This is a genomic window from Cupriavidus sp. 2SB (assembly GCF_005503625.1).
Classification (GTDB): Bacteria; Pseudomonadota; Gammaproteobacteria; order Burkholderiales; family Burkholderiaceae; genus Cupriavidus.
Genome location: NZ_SCMX01000022.1, coordinates 19,443 through 41,265, shown reverse-complemented (window position 1 = coordinate 41,265; position 21,823 = coordinate 19,443). Strand labels below are relative to the sequence as shown.

The following is a 21,823-nucleotide window of genomic DNA, read 5'->3' as shown; positions in this document are numbered from 1 at the left end:
CGGCCAACGCTTCGCGCAATCGAATGACTTCCTCGGCCGATGGGTCCAAGGCGGGCGAAACACCGCTGCAACGCCCGCAAGCCTTGGCGAGCCGTCTAATTTTCTGAGGCGGGCGCGACCGAGACCGCCACCGCTTCGGTGTAGACCGCCTGGACCCGATCGCCCTTCTTTACGGTTGTCATATGATCCGGATCGCTCACCTTCAAATCGACAAGATTGCCCCGTGGGCCTTTGACCGTTATGGTCTGCGCCTCACGATTTACGGCGACGACCTGCGATACAACGGTAACCTCGCGCCCCACCGTTCCGCCCGGGCGCTCGCCGGGCTGTGAGCGTTCGGAAATCTCCTTTTCCTTCATGGAAGCCGCGCCGCTCCCCTTCTTCAGGCTGACTGTCAGCGCCTCCCGATAAGACACCGTCACTTTGTCTCCCAACTTCAATTGTTCGAAGTTGCGGGCCTCGGGGCCGACGGTCATCTCGACGGTCTTTCCCTGTGGTGTCTTGAGGGACAGTTTGCGATTCGCTGCATCGATGGCGGTGATAACGGCTGTCGCGGTTACCATCCCCGTCGCCGTCGCCTGACCCGGCGATCGAGTCACATCCGTTTTTACGTCAGGCTGTGCCTGCGCCAGCACGGCGGTCGACAGCCCAAGAGCACTGAAAATGGAAAGTAGAAACATCTTCTTCATCACGGTACTCCTTTGGACATCGGTGAAGGTCAGACCGATCCGATCTGGATTCTAGGCTTTCATCTCTGGTTCACTAATGGCCTTTAGACCTACCAGATCCGCCCTCGCACGATCTTGCATCACTTTCTCGCCCGACTATGCTGTAACAGGGGAAATCACATTGCATCCCAGGAATTTGTTTATGCATCAATCATTTCCACATTTGAGAAAGTGGGTAGCCGAGTTATCGCTCCTGGTGCTCGCTCTCGTTGTCGAAAGCAGCCTGGCGGCCGAGTTCGGAACCACGGAAGGCCCTGAGCCGGACAACATTCTGGAACTGGCCGAATTTCTGCGTCGAGATCCTTACGACCTCGAACTTCTGATTAGCTTCGGGACATCCAAGGGCGGCTCGGCCGGGCATATTGCACTGGCGGTACGCAGCGATGGAGCAGCCGACGAAACGGTGTATTCCGCAAATTTCTACGCCGACCGTGCACCTGAACATGAAGGTCGCTTCTACACTAAGGAATTGGTGGTCGGTGTTCCCAAGATGGAGTATTTGTTCAAGACGACTTCATCGCTGGATGCTCTTGCGGTCTTTGGCCTCGACTACGGCGAAGTTTATAAGCGCTCGGTCATCGGCATACGGGTCTTCGGCATGCCATCCTCCGAGAAAAAAGCGTTGGTTTCATACTTCTCGCGTATCAACGGCGACTATCACCGGCACGCGAATAACGCGGAGTATCACCACGGCGAGGTCAAGTACGACTATCTGAGACTGAACTGTGCAAAGGTTATTGGCGCAGCGTTCAAGTTCGGCGCAGGCTATGAACGTCTCAAGGTCAACGATCCTCAGCTACTCCGTGGTCGGCGCGTCGTTGCGGCGGCGACAGCAAATGTCCCTACCGAAATGGCCCTGAAATTGATGGAGCAGTGGAATCTGCGTCAATACAAGATGGATGTGGTTCTATACAAGAAATTCGAAGCATCGGAATATATTGAACCGCGTGAAGATCTAAAAGTTGCCTTCAAAAATCTTCCCGACCGCTTTCCGTCGGTGTTATCACTCGATTTCCGAAGAGAGCAAGGTGAGTATCGCGATTTTGACAACCTCTTTGCCATGTACTTGCTCTACAACCTCGGCCGTTTTAGCGTGCGCATTGACGAAGCGACTAAGCGACTTCGAATCGAAAAAGAGAAAGAACCCATGACGTATGCCGACGCAGTCTCTCTTGCAAAGACAGCGGCGAAGTCCGATAGCGAAAATTACCGCCGTCGCGCCCTGTTCCAACCCGCGGGAATCCGGATCGGCGAACCGGCAAGTAACAGGCATCTATATCACTTTCCGGATATCGACTCGGGTCCGGCGCTCCGCTAACACCGGGGGACGGCGGGGAGCGCAATGGCGGCATGTTGCAGTTGGTGGGGATCGCTCGGTCAAAGTGTTTCAGCGAGCGCTACGACGAAGCCAGAGAAAGCCCAACACACCGACGATCGGCCCCGGCAGGAGAAGCCAGGAGATCTTCATACCGAGATCGCCCAGCAGTGTGGAGACCAGCGCGATAGACCCCACAGTCAGCGCAAATCCGATCGAGTTCTGGATCGCCAGCGCGCCACCGATCAATGCCGGCGGGCATGCCTTGGCCGCGAGCGCCGAAAACTGTGGAGAGTCGGCCACGACTGCGGCGCCCCACACCAGGAAGAACAGCAGCAGCCAACCAGGCGACAGCGTATCGGCGGCCACTGGCAGTAGCAGGCAACACACACCGGAAATGACCAGCGCGGTCAGCGCGACGTTGGCACTTCCCACCCAACGCGTCAGCCATCCACCGAAGACGCACCCGAAGGCGCCGATACCGATCACGGCAAACGCAAGTGCGGAAACGCCCTGCCCCCCAAACTGGGCAGGAAGCGACGTGCGCGCGATGAGCATGGGTACCATCGTCCAGAACGCGTAGAGCTCCCACATATGCCCGAAGTAGCCCACGGCAACAGCGCGAAACTGGCGGGCTCGAAAGGCTTGCAACGGATTTCCTGGATTCGGTCCGTCAGCACGGCGCGCCGGCAAGTGCGGGCCATTGCCCAGGTAGATGACCATACCGGCTGCAATGCACGCCAGCACAGACGATCCCGCCATCACGAGTTGCCACGGCCATTGCGCCGCGACAATGCGCAACCCGTGCGGCAAGGCGGTTCCCAGGGTCAGCATGCCTACCAGCAACGCGAGCGCGGCGCCTGCTCTCTCGGGGGCCCACCCAATCATCAGTTTCATCCCGATCGGGTAAATGCCGGCAAGACAAAGACCCACGGCGAACCGAAGTCCGATTGCCGCCGTGAAGTCCCCGGACAAGCAGGCAAACCAGGCATTGAAGGCGGCGCCCAGCAACGCCGAAATACAAAAAATACGACTCGCGGAGAACCTGTCAGCCAGACCGAACAGTGCAAACACAAGCGTGCCAAGGATGAAACCACCCTGGACGGCTGCCGTGAGCATGCCAATATTCGCGGCGGTCAGCCCCCATGCCCTGGCGAGGTCATCGGCAGCGCTATTGGCGCTGAACCACAAGGATGTGCCAAACAATTGGGCCGTGGCTATCGCCAGTACGGGGTTGAGACGCGACGTCCGCGATCTCGAGGCGGTATTCGATGGGGGAATCATGTTCTGAAAATGCATGCGGCGCTGGCTCCCGACGCGAATGGCATCGCAAGCCAGCGCAGACACGGATAATTCTAGGGGAAGGAAATGTGTAGCGATGGGGAATTACTGCTTGCTCACTCCATCCGAATCACGGCAATGATCGACCTTGAACTGCATGAAAACCAGGGCCAGCCACTTGCCAAACTTCGTACCCACTACCGCATCAAGCCAACATGCTCGAATCCCAGCGTTTCGTGTGGACGAATGGAACTGGCATTTCCAACCTAGACGGCGCCAACCATGATGTGCTCGCCTGACGAAGCCGCCGGCATCTGCTTCCAATAGTTCCGGCGCTGGGCCGCGCGCCCAAGTTGCATTACAATGCGAACCATTCTCATTTACTAAACGCGCCCCGCACTCTACTTATCCGGGCGTAGCAGGCCAAACGTGTCTTCGTCCGATCTCGCGCAGCGTCAAGAACTCGAGGCTCTCTACAGCGGCCACCATGGATGGCTCCATCGCTGGCTGCAGGGCAAGCTGGGGTGCGCGCACCATGCCGCTGACGTGGCGCAAGACACTTTCGTGCGGATTATCAGCTCGCGCGATGCATTGCTTGGCATTGACCAGCCGCGTGCTTACCTGACCACCATTGCCAAGCGTCTCCTGATCGATCGGTCGCGCCGTCAATTGGTGGAGCAAGCTTATCTGGCCGAGATCGCGCTCATTGCCGATACGCTGCCCGGCTACCCCTCCCCTGAAGAGATCGCGATGGCCGTCGAGGCCCTGGCCCAGATTGCCGATGCGCTCGAAGGCGCGCCGGCGCGCGTGCGGGAAGCGTTCCTGCGTCACTATCTCGATGATCAGACACAGGCAGACATCGCCGTAGACATGGGCGTTTCCGAACGCATGGTGCGGAAGTATCTCGTGCAGGCGCTGCTGCATTGCCGGGCCCGATGCGCTGCCCTGGCGGATCACCCACTGTGAACATGCCGCATCGCTCGACTGCCGAACGCACCCCCGCATCATCCGAAGACCTGCTGCTGGAGCAAGCTGCGGAATGGATCGTCGCGCTTTCATCCGACGACCCCAACGAACGTGAACAGGCGCGTGCGGATTTCGAGAGATGGAAGCGCGCCGATCCTCGTCACGCGGCGGCCGCAGCAAGTTTCGAGCACCTGCTCGGGAAAGTTCGCGGCGTGCGCAACAGCACAGCGGGCTCTGGACGGCCAGCGCGCTCGGCGCTTGACGCCGCGGGTGCCGGCGTGCGCCGTCAGCAGCGGCTCAAGCGCGCCGGCATGGCGCTGGTCTTTGCCTGTCTCGTCGTCATGCCCGCGTGGCTGGGCTTTCATGCTTGGCCGCCCGCCTACCTGCTTGCCGATATCCGCACCGCTTCTGGCGAATGGAAGACGCACACGCTGATCGACGGCAGCCGCATCACGCTGCGCAGCGGGAGCGCCGTCAACCTGCGCTACGACGCGGCGCGCCGGGTCGTGGAACTCGTACAAGGCGAAATACTGGTGGACGTGGCCAAGGATGCCGCCCGTCCGTTCGTGGTGGAGACCGCCGACGGCAACATGCGGGCGCTAGGCACCCGGTTCGTCGTGGATCGCGAGGCTGACGCCACGGTACTCGACGTCATCGAATCCAGAGTCCTGGCCCAAACGCCACGCCAGCGTCAGACCGGGGAGCGCGAAGGGACCGCCGTACAGGCGGGCGAGCGCGTGCGGATCACGCCGGATGGCATCGGTCCGGTGGAGTCCATCGATGCGCGCAGTCTTGACGATGCCTGGCGGCATCATCAGCTTGTGGTCAATGACCGCCCGCTGGCCGATGTGCTCGACGAACTGGCGCGTAATCGACGGGGCGGGCTGTACTTCGACCGCGGCGCAGTAACCGGTATCCGCGTCAATGCCGTCCTGCCGCTGGACGATACGGACCGCGCGCTGCAGCTACTGGCAATCAACTACCCGGCCCTGCGCATCCGGACACTGACGCCCTACCTCGTGTACATCGACATGCCCGCCGCATCGGTCCGATAAACTTTTTCTTCGAACCGGTTCCGCATTCGGATCTTCATGCGTCAAGGCCATGAGAGATCACGAATCGAGGAACCGCAAGCATGTCCGCAACACCGCACCGCAACGCCCGCTTCCGGCGCCCAGCCCTGACCGTTGCACGCCGCCATATGCGGCTGACCCCGCTAGCCGTGGCGGCCCACCTGAGCTTTGCCGCCGCGCTCTGGCTTGCCACGCCGGCCCCCGCGAGCGCACAGACCGCAGCGCAGGCCACGCGGTATGACATTCCCGCCGGGCCGCTGGCAACATCGCTGAACCGCTTCGCGCAGCAATCCGGCGTATCGATCGTGATGGACGCCGGACAGTTGCACGGCATGCAGGCGCCGGCGCTGCACGGCAGCTATGGTCGCGAAGAGGGATTCGAGCACCTGTTGCGCGGCAGCGGCTACACCGCCGTACCGACATCGGCGGGCTACGTACTGCGCAAGGTGGCAAGCACCGGCGATGCGGCTCATGGCGCAACGCTGCCCGAAGTCGTCGTGCAGGCTGGAGGCATGAGCGGTACTACCGAGGGCACCGGCTCCTACACCGACTCCGGGCCGGTCAGCACGGCCACAAAGCTTGAGCTGGCGCTGCGCGAGACGCCGCAGGCGGTCACCGTCATCACGAATCAACGCATACAGGATCAGGGCCTGGCAACGGTCAACGACGTGGTGCAGACGGCTCCGGGTCTGACCTTCCGGCGTTTCGGGCCAGAGCGCGCGTCCTTCTATTCACGCGGCCTGTATGTGGACAACATCATGTACGACGGCCTGCCCGTGGGCCTGGACAGTTCCAACCTGTCGCAAGACCTGCTGGCCACCGACATGGCGATCTACGACCGTGTGGAGATCGTACGTGGCGCCACCGGCCTCGTGCAGGGCGCGGGCAACCCATCGGCGGCCATCAATCTTGTGCGCAAGCGGCCGACCAAGGTGCCGCAGGTGTCCGTCGGTGTGAAGGCTGGAAGCTGGGACCGCTATCGCGCGGAGGTGGATGCCTCGGGCCCGCTGTCGGAGGACGGCACCCTGCGCGGTCGCGCGGTGATCGCGGCACAGGACTACGGTAGCTACAAGCGCGGCGAAAACAGCAACGGCCAGACGTTCTACGGCATCCTGGAGAAAGATCTTGGGCCCGCCACCACGCTCACGTTGAGCGGACTGCATCAGGAAAGCCGACTGCACGGCAACGGCTTCACCGGTCTGCCCGTGGCGCGCGACGGCAGCGATCTCGGACTTCCGCGATCCACCTCCTACGCCAATGACTGGGAGTACTGGAACAAGACCACGAACTCTGGTTTCATCGGACTCGACCACCGATTCGACAACGGCTGGCGCATGCACCTCTCGGCCTACTATGCGCAGGCCGATGTCGACATGGAGGGCCATTACCTCAGCTACAGCTACGCCACCGGCAATTACAGCCAGTTGGGTGCGCGCAATGCACACCGGGAGAAGCAAAGCAGCGCGGATGTGTATGCAAATGGCCCCTTCGAACTGCTGGGCCGCAAGCACGAGCTGGTACTGGGCGCCAGCTACCGTAACGTCGATTTCAACGGCAATAGCCGCCAGGGCCTGGTGCTCAACAGCAACCTCAACCTCTACAACTTCAATCCGAGTGCCGTCGCGGATCCGAACATTCCGTTACGGGACTGGATGGACGCAAGGATCAGCCAGCAAAGCCTTTATGCCACCACGCGCCTGAATCTGGCCGATCGCCTGAAACTGATTCTGGGCGGACGGCTGGACTGGTTCGACTACAACGACACCGTCAACACTTATCCGAACTTCAACGCCAACACGCCATCCGTCAGTGCGCACAACCGATACAGCGTCAACAACCAACTGACGAAATATGCGGGACTGGTCTTCGACCTTGACGCCCACCACTCGCTTTACGCCAGCTACACCGATATCTTCAAGCCCCAGAATTATCTGGATGCCAGCAACAAGCTGCTGGACCCGGTGGTGGGCAAGAACTACGAAATCGGTATCAAGGGCGAGTATTTCGAAGGTGCGCTGAATGCCTCGGCTGCAGTCTTCCGCATCGACCAGAACAACCGTGCCTTCCGCAGCGCCGATCAGACCCAGTGCGCCAGCTACCCGACCGTAGTGTGCTACTCGGCCGCCGGCGAGGTGCGCAGCCAGGGTGTGGAGTTCGAAGTGCAAGGCGCCATCACGCCCAACTGGCAGGTGGGGGCTGGCTACACCGTGGCGATTGCGCGCTATCGCAAGGACGCCACAGCCAGCAACGTGGGCGCGATCTTCGACACCGACACGCCACGGCACCTGTTCAAGCTGTCCACCATGTACCGGCTGCGCGGCCCATTGCAGGGCTGGCGCATTGGTGGTTCGATCTACGGGCAGGACTCCATTTACAACCAGGGCACCACGAGCGGTGTGCCATTCCGCATCGCCCAGGGCGCCTACACACTGGTCGATCTGGTAGTGGGATGGCAGCCGATACCGAAGCTGGACTTGCAACTCAACATCAATAACCTCTTTAACAGGCGGTACTACAACGCGCTGTCCGGCAGCGTCAGTTTCCCGAGCAACGTCTATGGCGAGCCGCGCAATGCAATGCTGTCCGCGCGCTACCAGTTCTGATGCGGGGCCGCATGCGTGGCGCGCTGGTGGTGCTGCACCGCTGGTGTGGCCTCTTCATCGCCGGTTTCCTGTTTATCGCCGGCCTGACCGGCGCGGTGATCGCCTGGGACCATGAACTCGACGAGTGGGTGAATCCCCGGCTGTTCCAGGCCACCTCCGGTGCGACGGAAAGCCCGCTTCCGCCTCTTGAGCTGGCGCGCCGCATCGAGGCGGAGGAGCCGCGACTGCGGGTCAGCTTCCTGCCGCTGAAGCTGGAGCCCGGTCATACGGCCATGCTGGGTGTTGCCGCGCGCATTGACCCCGCCACCGGCGCGCCATACGCCCTTGGCTTTAACCAGGTGGCGGTGGACCCGGCCAGCGGCCACGTGCAGGGGCGGCGTCAATGGGGCCAGATATCGCTATCGCGCGAGAACCTGCTGCCCTTCCTCTACAAGCTGCACTACACCATGCACTTTCCCAAGGGCTGGGGTATCGATATTGGCGTGTGGCTGATGGGCGTGGTGTCCGCTGTCTGGATTGTGGACTGCTTCCTGGCGCTATATGTCTCGTTTCCCAGCGCGCGCGCCTGGCGTAAATCGCTGACCTTCCGATTGCGCCAGGGCGGATTCAAACTCAATTTCGATATCCACCGCTCCGGCGGCGTCTGGGTGTGGGGTCTGCTGCTGATGCTGGCGGTGACCTCGGTCTCGCTGAATCTGGGAACGCAAGTCATGCGACCGCTCGTGTCGGTTTTCTCTCCGTTGACGCCCTCGCCATTCCAGGTGCGCCAAGGCAGTCGCGAGCGGGAAATTGCCGAGCCGATACTGAGCCGCGAGCAGGCCATCGCGGCAGCCGAGGCCGAAGGTCGCCGCCGCGGCTGGACCCGTCCTGCGGGGTCCATCTTCTATGCTCAACGCTTCAGCATCTACGGCGTGGCGTTCTTCACACCGGAAGACGACCGGGATGACGACGGCATGGGGAACGAGGTCCTCTATCTGGACGGGAATACCGGTGCGATCCTCGGCGAGAAGGTGCCGGGGCAAGGCACTGCGGGCGACATTTTCATGCAGGCGCAGTTGCCACTTCACTCTGGTCGTCTACTGGGCATGCCGGGACGCGTGCTGATGTCGATCATGGGAATCCTTGTGGCGGCGCTCAGCGCGACCGGCCTCGTGATCTGGATGCGCAAGCGTAGAGCGCGCAGGACGAATCGCCTTCGGTCGTAGGTGGCCACGGGCCATCGGCATGTAGCCGCAACACAACCCGCTTCAAGTTCGCCTCCGGGGGTGGCCGTCCGCTTTGGGTCGAGGGTGTGTGAAAACGCCCGAACGTCCATGGACTTACCTGGGCCACAGTGGGCGCGAATCGGAGAGCTACCGTCCACCCCCCCGAAAGGAACGAGCGCACCTGCTCGGAGGTGTCTGACGAAAATCATCAGATTGACCCGGTCGAGCGAGGCCCACAAGCGCTCTCAGTGCTGTGCAAAAATCGGAGAAATTCCTTCCTGACCAATCAATCGCCCCTTCTCGAGATCAAACGGAATCACCGAAAGCTTCAGTTCTGGCCCCATTTGAAACTCGGGTAGTGGTTTTAAGAAAGCTCGTCGCCGCGGATAGATCAGAAAAAGCTCGCCACTGCCGCCCAAGTACTTATGACTATACGCGAACAGCTGATAAAAGTCAGCCTGACTGAGCCCATATTTATTGGCTTTCCTCTCACCGTTCACCAGTTTCCACTTCGTGTCCAGCACCCATCGCTTCTCACCCTGGGTAATAACGAAGTCGGGCCGAAGTTGGAACATGCCATGCCCTTCGTGAACGCATAGATATTGGCTGCGGACTTGGGCACTTAACCGAGCGCCTTCAGCGAGTTGCTTCGTAAGCATCGTCTCCACGTAGCGCTCGAAGAGCTTTTCCATCGGAAAGAGAAGGCTGATGCCAAGCCATCCGCCGGTGGTCGAGAGTGGCATCTGCTGCGATAGCACTAGTTCGCACCAAGGCTTCAATGTTTGGTAGTGAGCCATCAACCGATCCGTACGCCAGCGTTGGAAGTCTTGTGCGGCGTTGCGACTTGGCGGGACCTCTTGAAAGAGGCTTCGCAACTCTTGGGCTAGGCGCCAACTCGTGGGGCTCTTGGTGGTGCGGCATGCGAGCTCGACGGCTAGCCTGAGTAGGCGATTCTCGGCGCGGTCGTGGATGAAGACATCGTGGAGAATCTGGAAAACGTGCTGCTTCCCGGGCGATTGTCGGACTTGTTGTGAGACGTTGAGTTGGCCTCTCAAGAAGCGTTCGGAGTCTTCGACGCGCACGTAGTCTGACCGGACGCCGCGCTTGACGAGACGGTCTAGGGCGGCCAGGAATTGGGCGATGACCCATTCGCTTAGGGGTGCGTCGAAGCGCTCTAGTGCCGTTTCGCTACCTTCCCGCACGGGTAGGTCAAGGGCCGCGGTAATCATTCGTTGCAGCAGTGCCCGGCTGCCGGGGAGTGTGTCGGCGCTCTCCTCATGTTTAGGGAGAATTTCCAGCACTGTTCCGCAAGGTGTTTCTAGCACTCCTACGTAGTTGTCTAGGCGGAGCCAGCGGCGGTCATCGATCTGAACCAACGATGCGCCGGCCGCGCTCATCCCTGAATTGAGTCGACAGAGCCAGTCGAACGCCGTAGCTGAGACTTGGGCGCGGTCGAGTGACGGGTTCGGGACTGGATCGGTCGTGAGCCTTGCATACTCGCGGACCGTAATGTGCTGGGTCACGATTCCGAGCCGGTGTCACCGATCAAGCCGACATAGGCTTCACGGACGAAAAACGCGTCTTCGTTGATGATCCATCGCTGGTTCTGGTCGCCGAAAGAAACGTCGTCACCAAATAGTTCGGATACCTTGCTCACTGGTTTGTCGATGAATCGGTGAGTTGCCACGGACTTCCGATGATCGTTGAGGACCCATTGGATGCGCTGCCAATCTTCGAAGAAGTACTCCTGCAGCAGTGGCAGGATGCACGTTCGGAAAATGGCTCCAAGTTCACGAAGTGTCGGAGTGTCGACCAGGGGCATGAAGTACGCATGGCCGATGCAATGATCCCGATCCAACAGAATCTCGATACGGGCGTTGATTACACTCAAGATCGATGCGACGCTGACACCGGCCACATCGACTTCTACCAAAAGTTCTGGGCGAGGTGGCATCTCGCGGAAATTGAATCGGCGGCGTAGCGCCAGGTCCAATGATGCAAGCGATCGATCGGCCGTATTCATTGTCCCGATGATATGGAGATTTGCGGGGACGCTGAAACGATTCTTCGAATATGGAAGGGTCACCTCCAACGCCTCGTCATTCCCTGACCGCTTCGAAGGTTCGATCAGGGTGATGAGGTCTCCGAATACCCGAGAGACGTTGCCTCGATTGATCTCATCAATGATCAACACTCTCGCGTCGCGAGTGGCCGCCTGATCGAGCGGATCCACCGGTGCTGCTTCGCCGTCGACCATCCGCTGCACAAGCGCAGGGAGAATATTGTTGTAGCCGTTGACAATAAACGGCTCGAGCGTGGTATCGGGAAGCTTGTCGAAGACTCGCTTCTCTTTGATATCTTCGATAGTTAGTTGGCCTCGGCGAACATGTTCGGCAAGCGTTCCAAGCATACGCATGCCGATGTCGAGTTGATTTCCTTTTGGCTTTCGGAGTTCCAGAACGTCTTGGCTGGCCTTCGTTATCACGTAGCCGCTGCCGAATGACTCGCCCTCCTGGAATGGCTTACGCTGACCGGACTTAGTGTTCAGGAGCGTCGCCAGCTTCTCGATATTCAAGGAGCCTGGGTATAGCTGGTACACGGTCATTTGGGAAAACTGCTTCGCCGTCAGTTGGTCGAAGGGTAGCGAGGGCTTATAGATGCGAAGCCACTTCACCGTGCGACATTGTCCGTAGTCGTCGCCCTGCGCGTCGCGGTTCAGCGTCTTGTACTCGCCAGTGAATTGCCCGATCGCCCGGAATTTCATGTTGCCGTCGGTGACAACGATCAAATCGCCGACCTTCATCTTGAGGACGAAGGTAGTGACGGCGGTTACTGCATAGTCGTCGCTGGAAAGGGTACTTCCCGCCGCCTGGAACCGTTCGTAGATGTCCTTGCGCGTCCGGGCTCCGGTGAAATCGATAGTTTGGCCGTAGCCAAGTAGCGCGTAACCATTCGCTATGCACTCTTCGAAGATCCCGGCATCGCTTCCGAGCGTATTTCCGAGCGACATCTTCCACACCGTCCTGCCTGCGAGATCGAGTGGCGCCGCGGCCTTCTCGGTTACCTGCACGGCGGCGGACTCGCAAAGTAGCTTGAAGACGCCGTCCGCAACCTCGTATTTCAGTGTCTCGTCCTCATCCGTAGTGGCCCGAAGTCCCTCTACGAAATCTTCGTAGCTGAAGCTTTGGTGGAAGGTTACGAACCGAATATGCCCGGAGTCGCTCAGTGTGTCGAAGCGGGCTTTGAGCGCCTTGCGGTTCCGAATGTTCGCTGCCAGATACTCGGGCGCCAGAATCTCAAGAGCAGCATTAATCGTTTCATAGGTCTTGCCGGTGCCCGGCGGGCCATAGAGGATTTGATTAAGCGGGGGATTCGAGGGCATGTGCGAGGCCGGAGTATGCGAGCGAGTAGCCCCGTAGCAAAAACGGATCTGCGGGGAGCGAGTGACTAACCGAGGCTGAAACTAAGTGCGACTGAAGCGGATCTGCTAGGTAGTACTGACCCAAGCCGAGTCTTGGATTATAGAACGGTTCTATTTCTGCACCGGAATTGTACCGCTCGATGATGTGGTCGTTTCCGGACGCAGGGGCGGAGATTCACCACTGGTGGCTTCGCACGCCAGCCCAAGGTGAAAGGCTGGCGCTTTCATTGAAAACTACGCTACCGGTGAATGGAGTATCTTGCCAACTCTACGGTCTAGTACCACCCCGCCACATCCGATTGATGTCCTCAAAGCTGATCTCTATTATCTCCAACGGCCAATCACTACCGTCTCCTGGGCAATTTGAACCCGCCGTACCATGGTGGAGTTTTACTAAAACAGTATTGGCCGCGACAGCTCTGACACTGGTGCGTGACCGGCTGCTCGATCTGGATGCTTTACTTCCCGAGAAAGCGTTCACCTTGCGCCAACTCCTGCGGCACGAGGCCGGCCTAGCAGACTATGGCGAGCTTCCCGAGTACCACGCTGCCGTTGCGAACCATGAAGCCGCATGGTCACCGGCGGAGATGATGCGCCGTCTTGACGGCCACCAGCTTCGATACGCACCCGGCGCTGGCTGGCGCTACTCGAATGTTGGCTACATGCTCGTAGTAAGGCTCATCGAATCTGCGACAGACCTGCCGCTGGACGAAGCCGTCAGGCGGCAGGTCTTGGCGCCTCTCGATATCTCGACGGCCCGCTTTGCCACGGAGCGCACGGATCCCCACCGGGATTACCTCGGCAATTCCTTGAAATACGACCCTTCCTGGGTCTATCACGGATTGCTGATCGGGCCCATTTCACAAGCCGCTCTTCTCCTGGATCGTCTGCTCGCAGGAGAGCTTCTTCCCGCCAACTTGCTTCGGGATATGCAGGAGACCCGGGGCCTGGGTGGCCCGATTGCCGGGCGCCCCTGGATTTCGCCAGGATACGCCTTGGGTCTTATGCGAGGCGTTGTTAATGGCGGCCTGACCCTCACCGGACATACCGGATGTGGACCCGGAAGCGTGATGGCGGTCTACCGTGGCGCCGTTGGTGAAGCCGCGGCCTGCTGCGCAGTTTTCTCCCCGGGTTCAAACGAGGGGGATATCGAAGCCCTCGTTGTTGAGCAAATACGTCGGGCGCTGAAATCAACTTGCTGAGGAGATACGTTGATCCGCCCAATATCCATCATTTCTCGTGTGCATCTCGAAGCCAGCTCACGCCTCGGCGGCAACAGGCAGCCGAAACGGCGCACCGAGTCGGTTGAACGCATTCATTGCGGCGATCGTGATCGTTAAGTCGACGAGGTCTTTGGGCGTGAATGCCGCCGAGGCCGCGGCATACGCTTCATCCGAGGCATGCGTTTCGCTGACGCGGGTCACTTCCTCTGCCCAGGCCAGCGCGGCGCGTTCCTGGTCGGAGAACAGATGGTGCACCTCATCCCAGACCGGTATTAACGTGATCTTGTCGATCGACATGGTTTTCCGAAGATCGCGGCTGTGCATGTCGATGCAGTGGGCGCAGCCGTTGATCTGCGAAACGCGAAGAAACACAAGGTGGACAAGTTCTTCCGGCAGGTTCGTCTTCCTGGTTACATAGTGGTGGATACCAAATAGTGCCTTCGCGCCGTCAGGTGCGATGTCTTGCCAGTTCAAGCGGGTCATCTCGGTCCTTTCCTGTCGTTGAGGGACGTAAAGAGCAGTCAGGGCGCACGGTCCGTATATCGACGCCGGGCGCGGAACATGTCATAAAGCCACGTTACTCCGCCGGGCATTGGAGCAACAGACCCAAAAACTGCCAAAACGACTGATCCAACATGACCGACCCGAATGCGCCCGCTACGCTTTCCATCCAGGTGGACCGTGCCACAGCCGTGCCCATCGGCGACCAGATCCATGCGAGCCTGCGACAGGCAATCGTCGACGGTCGGCTGGCATCCGGCCAGCGTTTGCCGTCTGGCCGGGATCTCGCGACGCAGCTCGGGGTCGCGCGCGGCACCATCCGCGTGGTCTACGATCGGTTGATTGCCGAGAACCTGGTGCTCGGCGCCGGCTCCGCAGGCACCCGCGTATGCGCGCGGTTGCTGGCCGGGCGAGCCGACGAGGAATCGCCACTCGACGGGCCGTTGGCAGGGTTCACACGCCCGTATTCGAGCGCTCCGCTGCCGTTCCAGATGGGCGTACCCGCCGATGACGCGTTTCCCGCCAAACTCTGGGCCCGCCTGCGCACACGTGCCGTACGCACCGATGCCATCACGTTCACGACCTACGCCGATCCACGCGGGGAGCCCGGGTTACGGGCCCAGATCGCCAGCTATCTGGCCGTCAGCCGGCACGTGCAATGCCATCCCGATCAGATCATCGTCACCAGCGGATACCGGCAGGGCCTGATGATTGCGCTGACGGCACTGCGCGCGCACGGGCGCAAGGCGTGGATAGAGGAGCCAGGTTACCCGCTCGGAAGGCGCGCGCTGGAACTGATGGGGGCCGAAGTGGAACCCGTCCCCGTAGATGCCGAGGGCCTGCGCGTGGAAGATGGCATCGCCAGCGCGCCAGACGCCCTGTTGGCGCTGGTCTCCCCCGGCCAGCACGCACCGCTTGGCGTGACCCTGTCGCCGGCAAGAAGACACGCCTTGCTCGACTGGGCAACGACAAAGAACGCCTGGATCATCGAAGACGACTATCTGGGAGAGCTACAGATCGACGGCCGGGCAGCACCGGCCCTCGCGGCGGGTGAAGGCGCGGAGCGCGTGGTTCATATTGGCGCGTTCAGCAAGACGATCAGCCCGGCGCTGGGTCTCGGTTTCGTCGTCGCCCCACACTCGGTGGCAGAGCGTTTGGTCGAGGTCGCTGCCGCGTTGGCGCCGGCTCCGAACCGAACCACCCAACTGGCAGTCACGGAGTTTCTGAAGGATGGGCACTTTCTGCGGCACCTGCGCCGGATGAAGACGCTCTATGCCAGGCGCCGCAGTCTTGCGCTGGACCATCTCAACGCGTTCCTGCCTGGCACGCTGACTGCGGGCCTTGGCCTGATCGCACCGCTTCCACCGACCGCCAACGACACCGCTGTCGTCGACATTGCCCGCTCGCGCGGCCTCGCGCCTTCGGCCCTCTCGGCCTGGTACCTTCGCCGCAGTCACGCGCAACAGGGCCTGCTACTCAGCACGACGAACCTGCGCCTCGACAACCTCGATGCCGCGTGCGAAACGCTTGCGAGAATCGTTGCATCCATGCGCTGAATCCACAGTGGTGAGCCGCAGCATGAAACGTGTTCGCGTGTGTATTCTGGGCCTAACGCCAACTGCTCGCGCGGCTTCGCGATACGTTTGTCGCCGGCCGGGAAGATGCTGGTCGATTTGCTGGCTTCCACCTGAATGACGCATCGTCCTCCAGGTGCAGGACCGACCCAGTTACAATGGCGCGCAGTTTCCACGGGTAGTGACTTATGGGTTTCGAACAACTAGCAGATTTGAAGGCGCTCCTCGCAGCGAAGGCTCGCGAGCAAGGCCAGCAACGAAAGACGCCATCGCCGAAGACGGGCGCAGCCGCCGAGGCCAAAGTGGCAGACCCTGCCCAGGAGACGCGGCGCGGCAAGTCGCGCGCCTCCAGGCCTCCCAAGGCGCCGGCAACCACGCGTTCACCCAAGAATGACGTGGATCCGACGGTGGTTCTGCTCGGACGATTGCAGAAGCAGTTCCCTCTCGCTTTTCCCAAGAAGCCAGCTCCCAAAGTGCCCCTCAAGGTCGGCATGCTCGAGGACCTTCTTTTGCAGAAGGATTCGCTGCGCATGAGCGAGGAGGAAATTCGTGCAGCGCTTTCCATGTGGTGCCGCGGCATCCGGTATTGGGATGCGGTGGTGGAAGGCGCCGCGAGGCTGGCGCTGGATGGGTCCGCTGCCGGTCATGTCACGGAAGCCGAAGCTGCCGGTGCACGGCATCTGCGCAACCGGCGGCAGAAATCCCCTACCGAGAACGCCGGCTAGTCCCCTGCCGCCCCGTCAGCCTTGCCCGGTGCCAGCCATATGCCACAGCGTGGCCGACCGGGTTCCGGTGCGGCAGTACGCAAGGATGGGCTTCGGCAGTTCGGCCATCAGCACGCCGAAGGCAGCGGCAGCTTCCGCCGTGACATCGCCGGATTTGACGGGCAGGTAGTGCGCGGCCATGCCAAGCGAGCTGGCCACCTCCGCGATTGATTCGAACTGGACCTGCCCGGCAGCCTCGCCATCGTGCCGGTTGCAGACGATGGAACGGAACCCCAGCGCATGCGCCGCGCGCACGTCGGCTTCGCTTAACTGCGGCGCCACGCTCATGTCATCCGAAAGTTGCCTGATCTGCATGCCCGGCAGGCCCGCGCCCACATCCCTGCAGCGTTCCATCGCTTTGCGGAAGCAATCGATTGCAAAATCCACGTCTTCCGCCGTGGTGAAGCGTCCAAGGCTCAGGCGGACCGTGCGCGCCGCGGCATCGTCATCCAGACCGACGCCCGTCAACACGTGCGACGCTTTGCCGGCCGCCGAATTGCAGGCCGACGTTGAAGAAATGGCCAGATCGTCGGACAGCATGCTCGGCAGAAAACTGGGCAGTTCCACAATCAGGCTGAGTGTATGCGGGATGCGGGTCGCGGCACTGACGTTCTGCGTTACACCCCCCAACGCTCGCACGCCGTTCAGCAAGCGTTCGCCGAGTTGCGCGATGCGTGCGTTGTCCGATGCCATCTCGGTACGCGCCAGCTCGCAAGCCGTTCCCATACCGACGATCTGGTGCGTGGGAAGGGTGCCAGATCGCAGCCCCTGCTCATGTCCGCCGCCGTGCATCTGGCAGGCGATGCGCGATGCCGCCTGGCGACTCACATAGAGCGCGCCGATGCCTTTCGGGCCATAGAACTTGTGAGCCGACATCGACAACAGGTCGATGCCCATCGCCTTCACGTCAATCGCGGTCTTGCCGGCAGCTTGCGCCGCATCCACGTGAAGCAGCGCCCCGGCGGCGTGAACGATCTGCGAGATCTCGGCAATATTCGTGAGGGTGCCGATCTCGTTGTTCACCATCATCAGCGAGACGAGGCCGGTGTGATGGCTGCAAGCCGCCTTGACAGCGGCCGGCGAAATCTCGCCCGATGGGTCCGGCGTGAGGTAGGAAACGGACACGCCGAGCTGCCCCAGGTGCGACGCCGTATCGAGAATGGCCTTGTGCTCAAGCTTGCTGGTCACCAGATGGCGGCGCGTCGGCTCGCTATCGAAAAAGCCCTTGAGTGCGAGGTTGTTCGACTCTGTCGCACCGGACGTCCAGACAATCTCGGATGGCTCCGCACCAATGAGCGCGGCTACCTGTGCACGGGCCTGTTCGACCGCATCCCTTGCCTTCAGCCCTGCCGCGTGGGTGTTCGACGCAGGGTTTCCGAATACGCCAGCGGGCCCCAGGCAGTGGAACATGGCCTCCATGACCCGGGGGTCCGCCGGTGTAGTGGCCGCATAGTCGAAATACCGCAGAGTGTCCGTGCTCATCGTTCATCCTTCAGAAGGATAGAAATGCTACGACGAAGGCACCGGAACTTGCTTCCAAAATCCCTCCTCGACCGGCGTCTACGTAGCATGCGATGCTAGCGAATACGCATCCGATAGAAAAATTTGGCGCATCGTGTGCGGCGCCACGGACTGACGGCCTGTGAGCCGCGACGGCTCGCCTTCCCTACAGATCGTCAGCATCGGTCCTGCCGAGGCCGCGAGAAGGTGAAGCGCGCCGGGGTCCGTTCCCTCCGGTGATTGTTGCCTTCCGTTCAACATGCTGAGCGCTTCCACGCGTCTACTGGCGCACGTCCTGCCTGCCTACAATCCGTTCCAACGATAGCTGCACAAGCTTCAAAGAAAGCCGCCGCGACTGTCGAGGAGAGGATGTCCGCGCAATGAAGCGGATTGCACCCCGCCGCCGAGCGCGGGTTACCCCACTTGATGAACAGGACCTGAAAATGACCGAAACAACCCGCAATGTGCAGCCGGTGATCGCCGCCCTTGGCAAGGAAAGTGCTGGCGAACTCGTGTCTTCCCGCTACGCCGTGCGCGTGGGCGATGTCGATGTCGTGCTGATCAGCGATGGCGTCCTGCCGCTGCCGACCTCCACCATGTCTACCAACGTGTCCGAATCGGACCGCAACCAATGGTTCGACGATCGCTTCCTGCAACGTGACATGTTCGACTGGGCGCTGAACATCGCCCTGGTACGCAGCGGCGACCGCCTGATCCTGGTGGACTCGGGCGTGGGCGACGGCTTCGAATACTTCTCGCGTGCCGGCCGCTCGGTGATGCGCCTGGAGACGGCGGGGATCGACCTGGCTGCCATCACCGATATCGTGATCACCCACATGCACATGGACCACGTGGGCGGCCTGAACAACGACGGCGTCAAGGCCAAGCTGCGTCCTGACGTGCGCATCCACGTGGCAGCCGCGGAAGTGGAGTTCTGGAAGAACCCGGACTTCAGCAAGACGGTGATGCCGGAAGCGGTGCCGCCCGCGCTGCGCAAGGCCGCCAATACGTTCGTGCAGCTCTACAGCGAGAACATCGTCCAGTTCGACCAGACCGTGGAGGTGGCTGCGGGTGTGTCAGCACGCGTGACCGGAGGCCATACGCCGGGTCACTGCGTGGTGGACGTGGCATCCAAGGGCGAGAAGCTGACGTTCGTGGGCGACGCGATCTTCGAAGTGGGCTTCCACAATCCCGATTGGCAAAACGGCTTCGAACACGAACCCGAAGTGGCCACGGAAGTCCGTATCGCGCTGCTGAACGAAGCCGCCGAAACGGGGTCGATGCTGGCCGCCGCACACGTGGCCTTCCCGTCGATCGGACACGTTGCCAAGGATGGCAAGAAGTTCCGCTTCGTGCCGGTGCAGTGGGACTACTGATCCACTGACGGATCCCGGCTTACCCGTCGCGCTCCGGCGGATAGTCAGTACTTGTGGTGTTCGATACGCCGCGCGTTCACAAGACGCGCGGCGTTTTTTGTAGCGTGCGACTCCATGCGTTGTGGCATCGGAGTGCGGCTAGCGACGCTTTTTCTGGGGTGTCGATGGGTGGGCGGCAGAGGTCTCCTGCCAGAAAGACACAGCCCTGCACCGCCTGGTCGGCTATCATGCGTGTCCTCTCCGAAGCCGCTCCTATGATTTCCGTCCGTAATGTCACGCTGCGCCGTGGCGTCAATGTCGTGCTCGACCGCGCGTCCGTCACTTTCAACCCTGGCGAAAAAATTGGGCTCGTTGGCCGCAATGGCGCCGGCAAATCGTCCTTTTTCGGCCTGCTGAATGGCACGCTGCATGAAGACAGCGGCGAATTCTCGATTCCGCCGTCCTGGAAAATGGGCCAGGTTGCGCAGGACATGCCCGAGACCGAGCAGAGCGCGACCGATTTCGTGGTGGAAGGTGACACGGTGCTGCTGGCCGCGCAGAAAGAAGTGGCCGAGGCCGAGGCCAGCGACGATGGCATGCGCATGGCGCACGCCTACATGGCCTTGCACGATGCCGGCGCACACGACGCACCGGCGCGTGCCCAGGCGCTGATCCTGGGCCTGGGCTTCAGCGCGGCGCAACTCAGCCAGCCGGTGAACAGCTTCTCCGGCGGCTGGCGCATGCGGCTGCAACTGGCGCGTGCCCTGATGTGCCCGTCCGATCTGCTGCTGCTCGACGAACCCACCAACCACTTGGACCTCGACGCCCTGGTCTGGCTGGAAGCGTGGCTCAAGCGGTATCAGGGCACGATGGTCGTAATCAGCCACGATCGCGAATTCCTCGATGCAGTGACGCAGGTAACCGTGCACGTCGATAACCAGCAACTGGTGCGCTACGGCGGCAACTACAGCAAGTTCGAAGACATGCGCGCCGAGCAGCTTGTGCTGCAGCAGGCCGCCGTGGCCAAGCAGGCAGAAAAGATCGCGCACCTGCAGAAGTTCATCGACCGCTTCAAGGCCAAGGCATCGAAGGCCAAGCAGGCGCAGAGCCGGGTCAAGGCGCTCGAACGCATGGAGAAGATCGCGCCGGTGCTGGCCGATGCGGAGTTCACGTTCGAGTTCAAGGAACCGCTCAATATCCCCAACCCGTTGCTGTCGATGCTCGATGCGAGCTTCGGCTATCCGGCGCCGGAGGGCGCGCAGCCGGGCACGCCGCCCACCGTCATCGTCAAGGGCATCAACCGCTCCGTGCTGGCCGGGCAGCGCATCGGCATTCTCGGTGCCAATGGCCAGGGCAAGTCCACGCTGGTGAAGACGGTGGCGCACGCGCTGGAACCCATCACCGGCGAGATCAGCGAGGGCAAGGGCCTGAATATCGGCTACTTCGCGCAGCAGGAACTGGACGTGCTGCGGCCGCTGGACACGCCGATGGAGCACATGATTCGCCTGGCCAAGGACACGCCGCCGCATCTGCGCGCCCCCGGCCAGAGCGGTGGCGAGCAAGCGCTGCGCACCTTCCTGGGCTCCTTCAATTTCAGTGGCGACATGGTGCACCAGGCCGTGGGCACGATGAGCGGCGGAGAAAAGGCGCGGCTGGTGCTCTGCATGATCGTGTGGCAGCGCCCCAACCTGCTGCTGCTCGACGAACCGACCAACCACCTGGACCTGTCCACCCGCGAAGCCCTCGGCATGGCGCTCAATGAATTCGAAGGCACGGTGATGCTGGTCAGCCACGATCGCGCCCTGCTGCGCGCCGTGTGCGACGAGTTCTGGCTGGTGACCAAGGGCGGCGTCGAGCCTTTCGACGGCGACCTGGACGATTACCAGCAGTTCCTGCGCGACGAAGCGCGCCGCATGCGCGAGGAAGCCGCCGCAGCCTAACGCGGTTGGCGGGCCGGTGTTGCTCCCCTCTCCCGCATGGCGGGAGAGGGGAGCAAACAATAGGAGTAAAATGCGGCCCGCGGCACGCACCCCTTGCGTGCCGTACGTGATGCAGGTGCCTGTGAGTCATTCATGGGTTAAACGGGAAACAGGAATGCCGCCCTTCGCGGCGAAGCCTGTGCTGCCCCCGCAACGGTAAGCAGGTTTGGGAACCATCAAGTCGATCCTGAGTTTGTCGGATCGACGGTCACTGTGGCAGCTTCACTGCCGCGGGAAGGCGATGGTGTCCCGGAAACATCAGTTTCCAGCCTGCGAGCCCGGATACCGGCCTGTTGTCATCATCGACACCTATTGTCCGGACGGGGTCGTCCGGC

At 61.3% G+C, this 21,823-nt stretch carries 16 protein-coding genes and 1 riboswitch; of the genes, 10 read left to right on the top strand and 6 right to left on the bottom strand.

Features of this window, described 5'->3' with window-relative positions:
- Positions 1 to 95 precede the first annotated feature (95 nt).
- Entirely contained in the window at positions 96 to 689 is a 594-nt protein-coding gene (locus FFS21_RS12755) for a hypothetical protein (protein WP_137925208.1), read from the bottom strand.
- 181 nt (positions 690 to 870) lie between these two features.
- Here FFS21_RS12755 and FFS21_RS12750 point away from each other — a divergent pair, with 181 nt between their 5' ends.
- A complete protein-coding gene (locus FFS21_RS12750; RefSeq protein ID WP_249359350.1) occupies positions 871 to 2,046 on the top strand; it encodes a hypothetical protein in 1,176 nt (391 codons plus the stop codon).
- Between the two features lie 69 nt (positions 2,047 to 2,115).
- On the opposite strand, the gene FFS21_RS12745 is transcribed toward FFS21_RS12750, so the two are convergent.
- Entirely contained in the window at positions 2,116 to 3,327 is a 1,212-nt protein-coding gene (locus FFS21_RS12745; RefSeq protein WP_137925252.1) for an MFS transporter, read from the bottom strand.
- Between the two features lie 426 nt (positions 3,328 to 3,753).
- Between FFS21_RS12745 and FFS21_RS12735 the strand changes: the two genes are divergently transcribed.
- The 4 genes from FFS21_RS12735 to FFS21_RS12720 all read left to right on the top strand — a co-directional run bounded on the left by FFS21_RS12735 (position 3,754) and on the right by FFS21_RS12720 (position 9,171).
- The gene (locus FFS21_RS12735) at positions 3,754 to 4,290 is read left to right on the top strand and encodes a sigma-70 family RNA polymerase sigma factor (RefSeq protein WP_137925207.1); all 537 of its coding nucleotides are present in this window, start codon (positions 3,754 to 3,756) and stop codon (positions 4,288 to 4,290) included.
- Between the two features lie 2 nt (positions 4,291 to 4,292).
- Positions 4,293 to 5,345 (top strand): FecR family protein, encoded by a 1,053-nt coding sequence (locus tag FFS21_RS12730; RefSeq protein ID WP_137925206.1) that lies wholly within the window; start codon positions 4,293 to 4,295, stop codon positions 5,343 to 5,345.
- Between the two features lie 80 nt (positions 5,346 to 5,425).
- Positions 5,426 to 7,966 carry a TonB-dependent siderophore receptor gene (locus FFS21_RS12725; RefSeq protein ID WP_137925205.1) on the top strand — a complete coding sequence of 847 codons (2,541 nt, stop codon included), beginning with the start codon at positions 5,426 to 5,428 and terminating at the stop codon, positions 7,964 to 7,966.
- Positions 7,967 to 7,977: 11 nt separating this feature from the next.
- Positions 7,978 to 9,171: a PepSY-associated TM helix domain-containing protein gene (locus FFS21_RS12720; protein ID WP_137925204.1), complete on the top strand. Its 1,194-nt coding sequence runs from the start codon at positions 7,978 to 7,980 to the stop codon at positions 9,169 to 9,171.
- A gap of 245 nt (positions 9,172 to 9,416) precedes the next feature.
- Here the strand turns inward: FFS21_RS12720 and FFS21_RS12715 are convergent, their stop codons facing one another.
- Together FFS21_RS12715 and FFS21_RS12710 are read right to left on the bottom strand one after the other, a co-directional pair.
- Positions 9,417 to 10,694 (bottom strand): McrC family protein, encoded by a 1,278-nt coding sequence (locus FFS21_RS12715; RefSeq protein ID WP_137925203.1) that lies wholly within the window; start codon positions 10,692 to 10,694, stop codon positions 9,417 to 9,419.
- Positions 10,691 to 12,553: an McrB family protein gene (locus FFS21_RS12710; RefSeq protein ID WP_137925202.1), complete on the bottom strand. Its 1,863-nt coding sequence runs from the start codon at positions 12,551 to 12,553 to the stop codon at positions 10,691 to 10,693. Before FFS21_RS12710 ends, FFS21_RS12715 begins: the two co-directional genes overlap by 4 nt.
- A 341-nt stretch (positions 12,554 to 12,894) precedes the next feature.
- On the opposite strand from FFS21_RS12710, the gene FFS21_RS12705 reads away from it, so the two are divergent.
- Complete coding sequence (locus tag FFS21_RS12705) at positions 12,895 to 13,794, top strand: serine hydrolase domain-containing protein (protein WP_137925201.1); 900 nt, start codon at positions 12,895 to 12,897, stop codon at positions 13,792 to 13,794.
- Positions 13,795 to 13,851: 57 nt separating this feature from the next.
- On the opposite strand, the gene FFS21_RS12700 is transcribed toward FFS21_RS12705, so the two are convergent.
- A complete protein-coding gene (locus FFS21_RS12700) occupies positions 13,852 to 14,298 on the bottom strand; it encodes a carboxymuconolactone decarboxylase family protein (RefSeq protein ID WP_137925200.1) in 447 nt (148 codons plus the stop codon).
- 152 nt (positions 14,299 to 14,450) lie between these two features.
- Between FFS21_RS12700 and pdxR the strand changes: the two genes are divergently transcribed.
- Together pdxR and FFS21_RS12690 are read left to right on the top strand one after the other, a co-directional pair.
- Entirely contained in the window at positions 14,451 to 15,872 is a 1,422-nt protein-coding gene (gene pdxR / locus FFS21_RS12695) for a MocR-like pyridoxine biosynthesis transcription factor PdxR (RefSeq protein ID WP_137925199.1), read from the top strand.
- Positions 15,873 to 16,078: 206 nt separating this feature from the next.
- Complete coding sequence (locus FFS21_RS12690; protein ID WP_137925198.1) at positions 16,079 to 16,615, top strand: ProQ/FinO family protein; 537 nt, start codon at positions 16,079 to 16,081, stop codon at positions 16,613 to 16,615.
- Positions 16,616 to 16,630: 15 nt separating this feature from the next.
- Here the strand turns inward: FFS21_RS12690 and FFS21_RS12685 are convergent, their stop codons facing one another.
- Positions 16,631 to 18,136: an aminotransferase class V-fold PLP-dependent enzyme gene (locus tag FFS21_RS12685; protein ID WP_137925197.1), complete on the bottom strand. Its 1,506-nt coding sequence runs from the start codon at positions 18,134 to 18,136 to the stop codon at positions 16,631 to 16,633.
- 461 nt (positions 18,137 to 18,597) lie between these two features.
- On the opposite strand from FFS21_RS12685, the gene FFS21_RS12680 reads away from it, so the two are divergent.
- Together FFS21_RS12680 and FFS21_RS12675 are read left to right on the top strand one after the other, a co-directional pair.
- A complete protein-coding gene (locus tag FFS21_RS12680) occupies positions 18,598 to 19,530 on the top strand; it encodes an MBL fold metallo-hydrolase (protein ID WP_137925196.1) in 933 nt (310 codons plus the stop codon).
- Between the two features lie 254 nt (positions 19,531 to 19,784).
- Positions 19,785 to 21,449, top strand: a complete 1,665-nt coding sequence (locus FFS21_RS12675) for an ABC-F family ATP-binding cassette domain-containing protein (protein WP_137925195.1) — start codon at positions 19,785 to 19,787, stop codon at positions 21,447 to 21,449.
- 100 nt (positions 21,450 to 21,549) lie between these two features.
- Positions 21,550 to 21,796: riboswitch (cobalamin riboswitch) on the top strand.
- Positions 21,797 to 21,823: the final 27 nt, after the last annotated feature.

Coding starts and splice junctions, on each gene's coding strand:
- FFS21_RS12730 (WP_137925206.1), top strand. CDS start 4,293: ATGCCGCATCGCTCGACTGCCGAACGCACCCCCGCATCATCCGAAGAC.
- FFS21_RS12755 (WP_137925208.1), bottom strand. CDS start 689: ATGAAGAAGATGTTTCTACTTTCCATTTTCAGTGCTCTTGGGCTGTCG.
- FFS21_RS12720 (WP_137925204.1), top strand. CDS start 7,978: ATGCGTGGCGCGCTGGTGGTGCTGCACCGCTGGTGTGGCCTCTTCATC.
- FFS21_RS12685 (WP_137925197.1), bottom strand. CDS start 18,136: ATGAGCACGGACACTCTGCGGTATTTCGACTATGCGGCCACTACACCG.
- FFS21_RS12710 (WP_137925202.1), bottom strand. CDS start 12,553: ATGCCCTCGAATCCCCCGCTTAATCAAATCCTCTATGGCCCGCCGGGC.
- FFS21_RS12705 (WP_137925201.1), top strand. CDS start 12,895: ATGTCCTCAAAGCTGATCTCTATTATCTCCAACGGCCAATCACTACCG.
- FFS21_RS12690 (WP_137925198.1), top strand. CDS start 16,079: ATGGGTTTCGAACAACTAGCAGATTTGAAGGCGCTCCTCGCAGCGAAG.
- FFS21_RS12745 (WP_137925252.1), bottom strand. CDS start 3,327: ATGATTCCCCCATCGAATACCGCCTCGAGATCGCGGACGTCGCGTCTC.
- FFS21_RS12750 (WP_249359350.1), top strand. CDS start 871: ATGCATCAATCATTTCCACATTTGAGAAAGTGGGTAGCCGAGTTATCG.
- FFS21_RS12680 (WP_137925196.1), top strand. CDS start 18,598: ATGACCGAAACAACCCGCAATGTGCAGCCGGTGATCGCCGCCCTTGGC.
- pdxR (WP_137925199.1), top strand. CDS start 14,451: ATGACCGACCCGAATGCGCCCGCTACGCTTTCCATCCAGGTGGACCGT.
- FFS21_RS12725 (WP_137925205.1), top strand. CDS start 5,426: ATGTCCGCAACACCGCACCGCAACGCCCGCTTCCGGCGCCCAGCCCTG.
- FFS21_RS12675 (WP_137925195.1), top strand. CDS start 19,785: ATGATTTCCGTCCGTAATGTCACGCTGCGCCGTGGCGTCAATGTCGTG.
- FFS21_RS12700 (WP_137925200.1), bottom strand. CDS start 14,298: ATGACCCGCTTGAACTGGCAAGACATCGCACCTGACGGCGCGAAGGCA.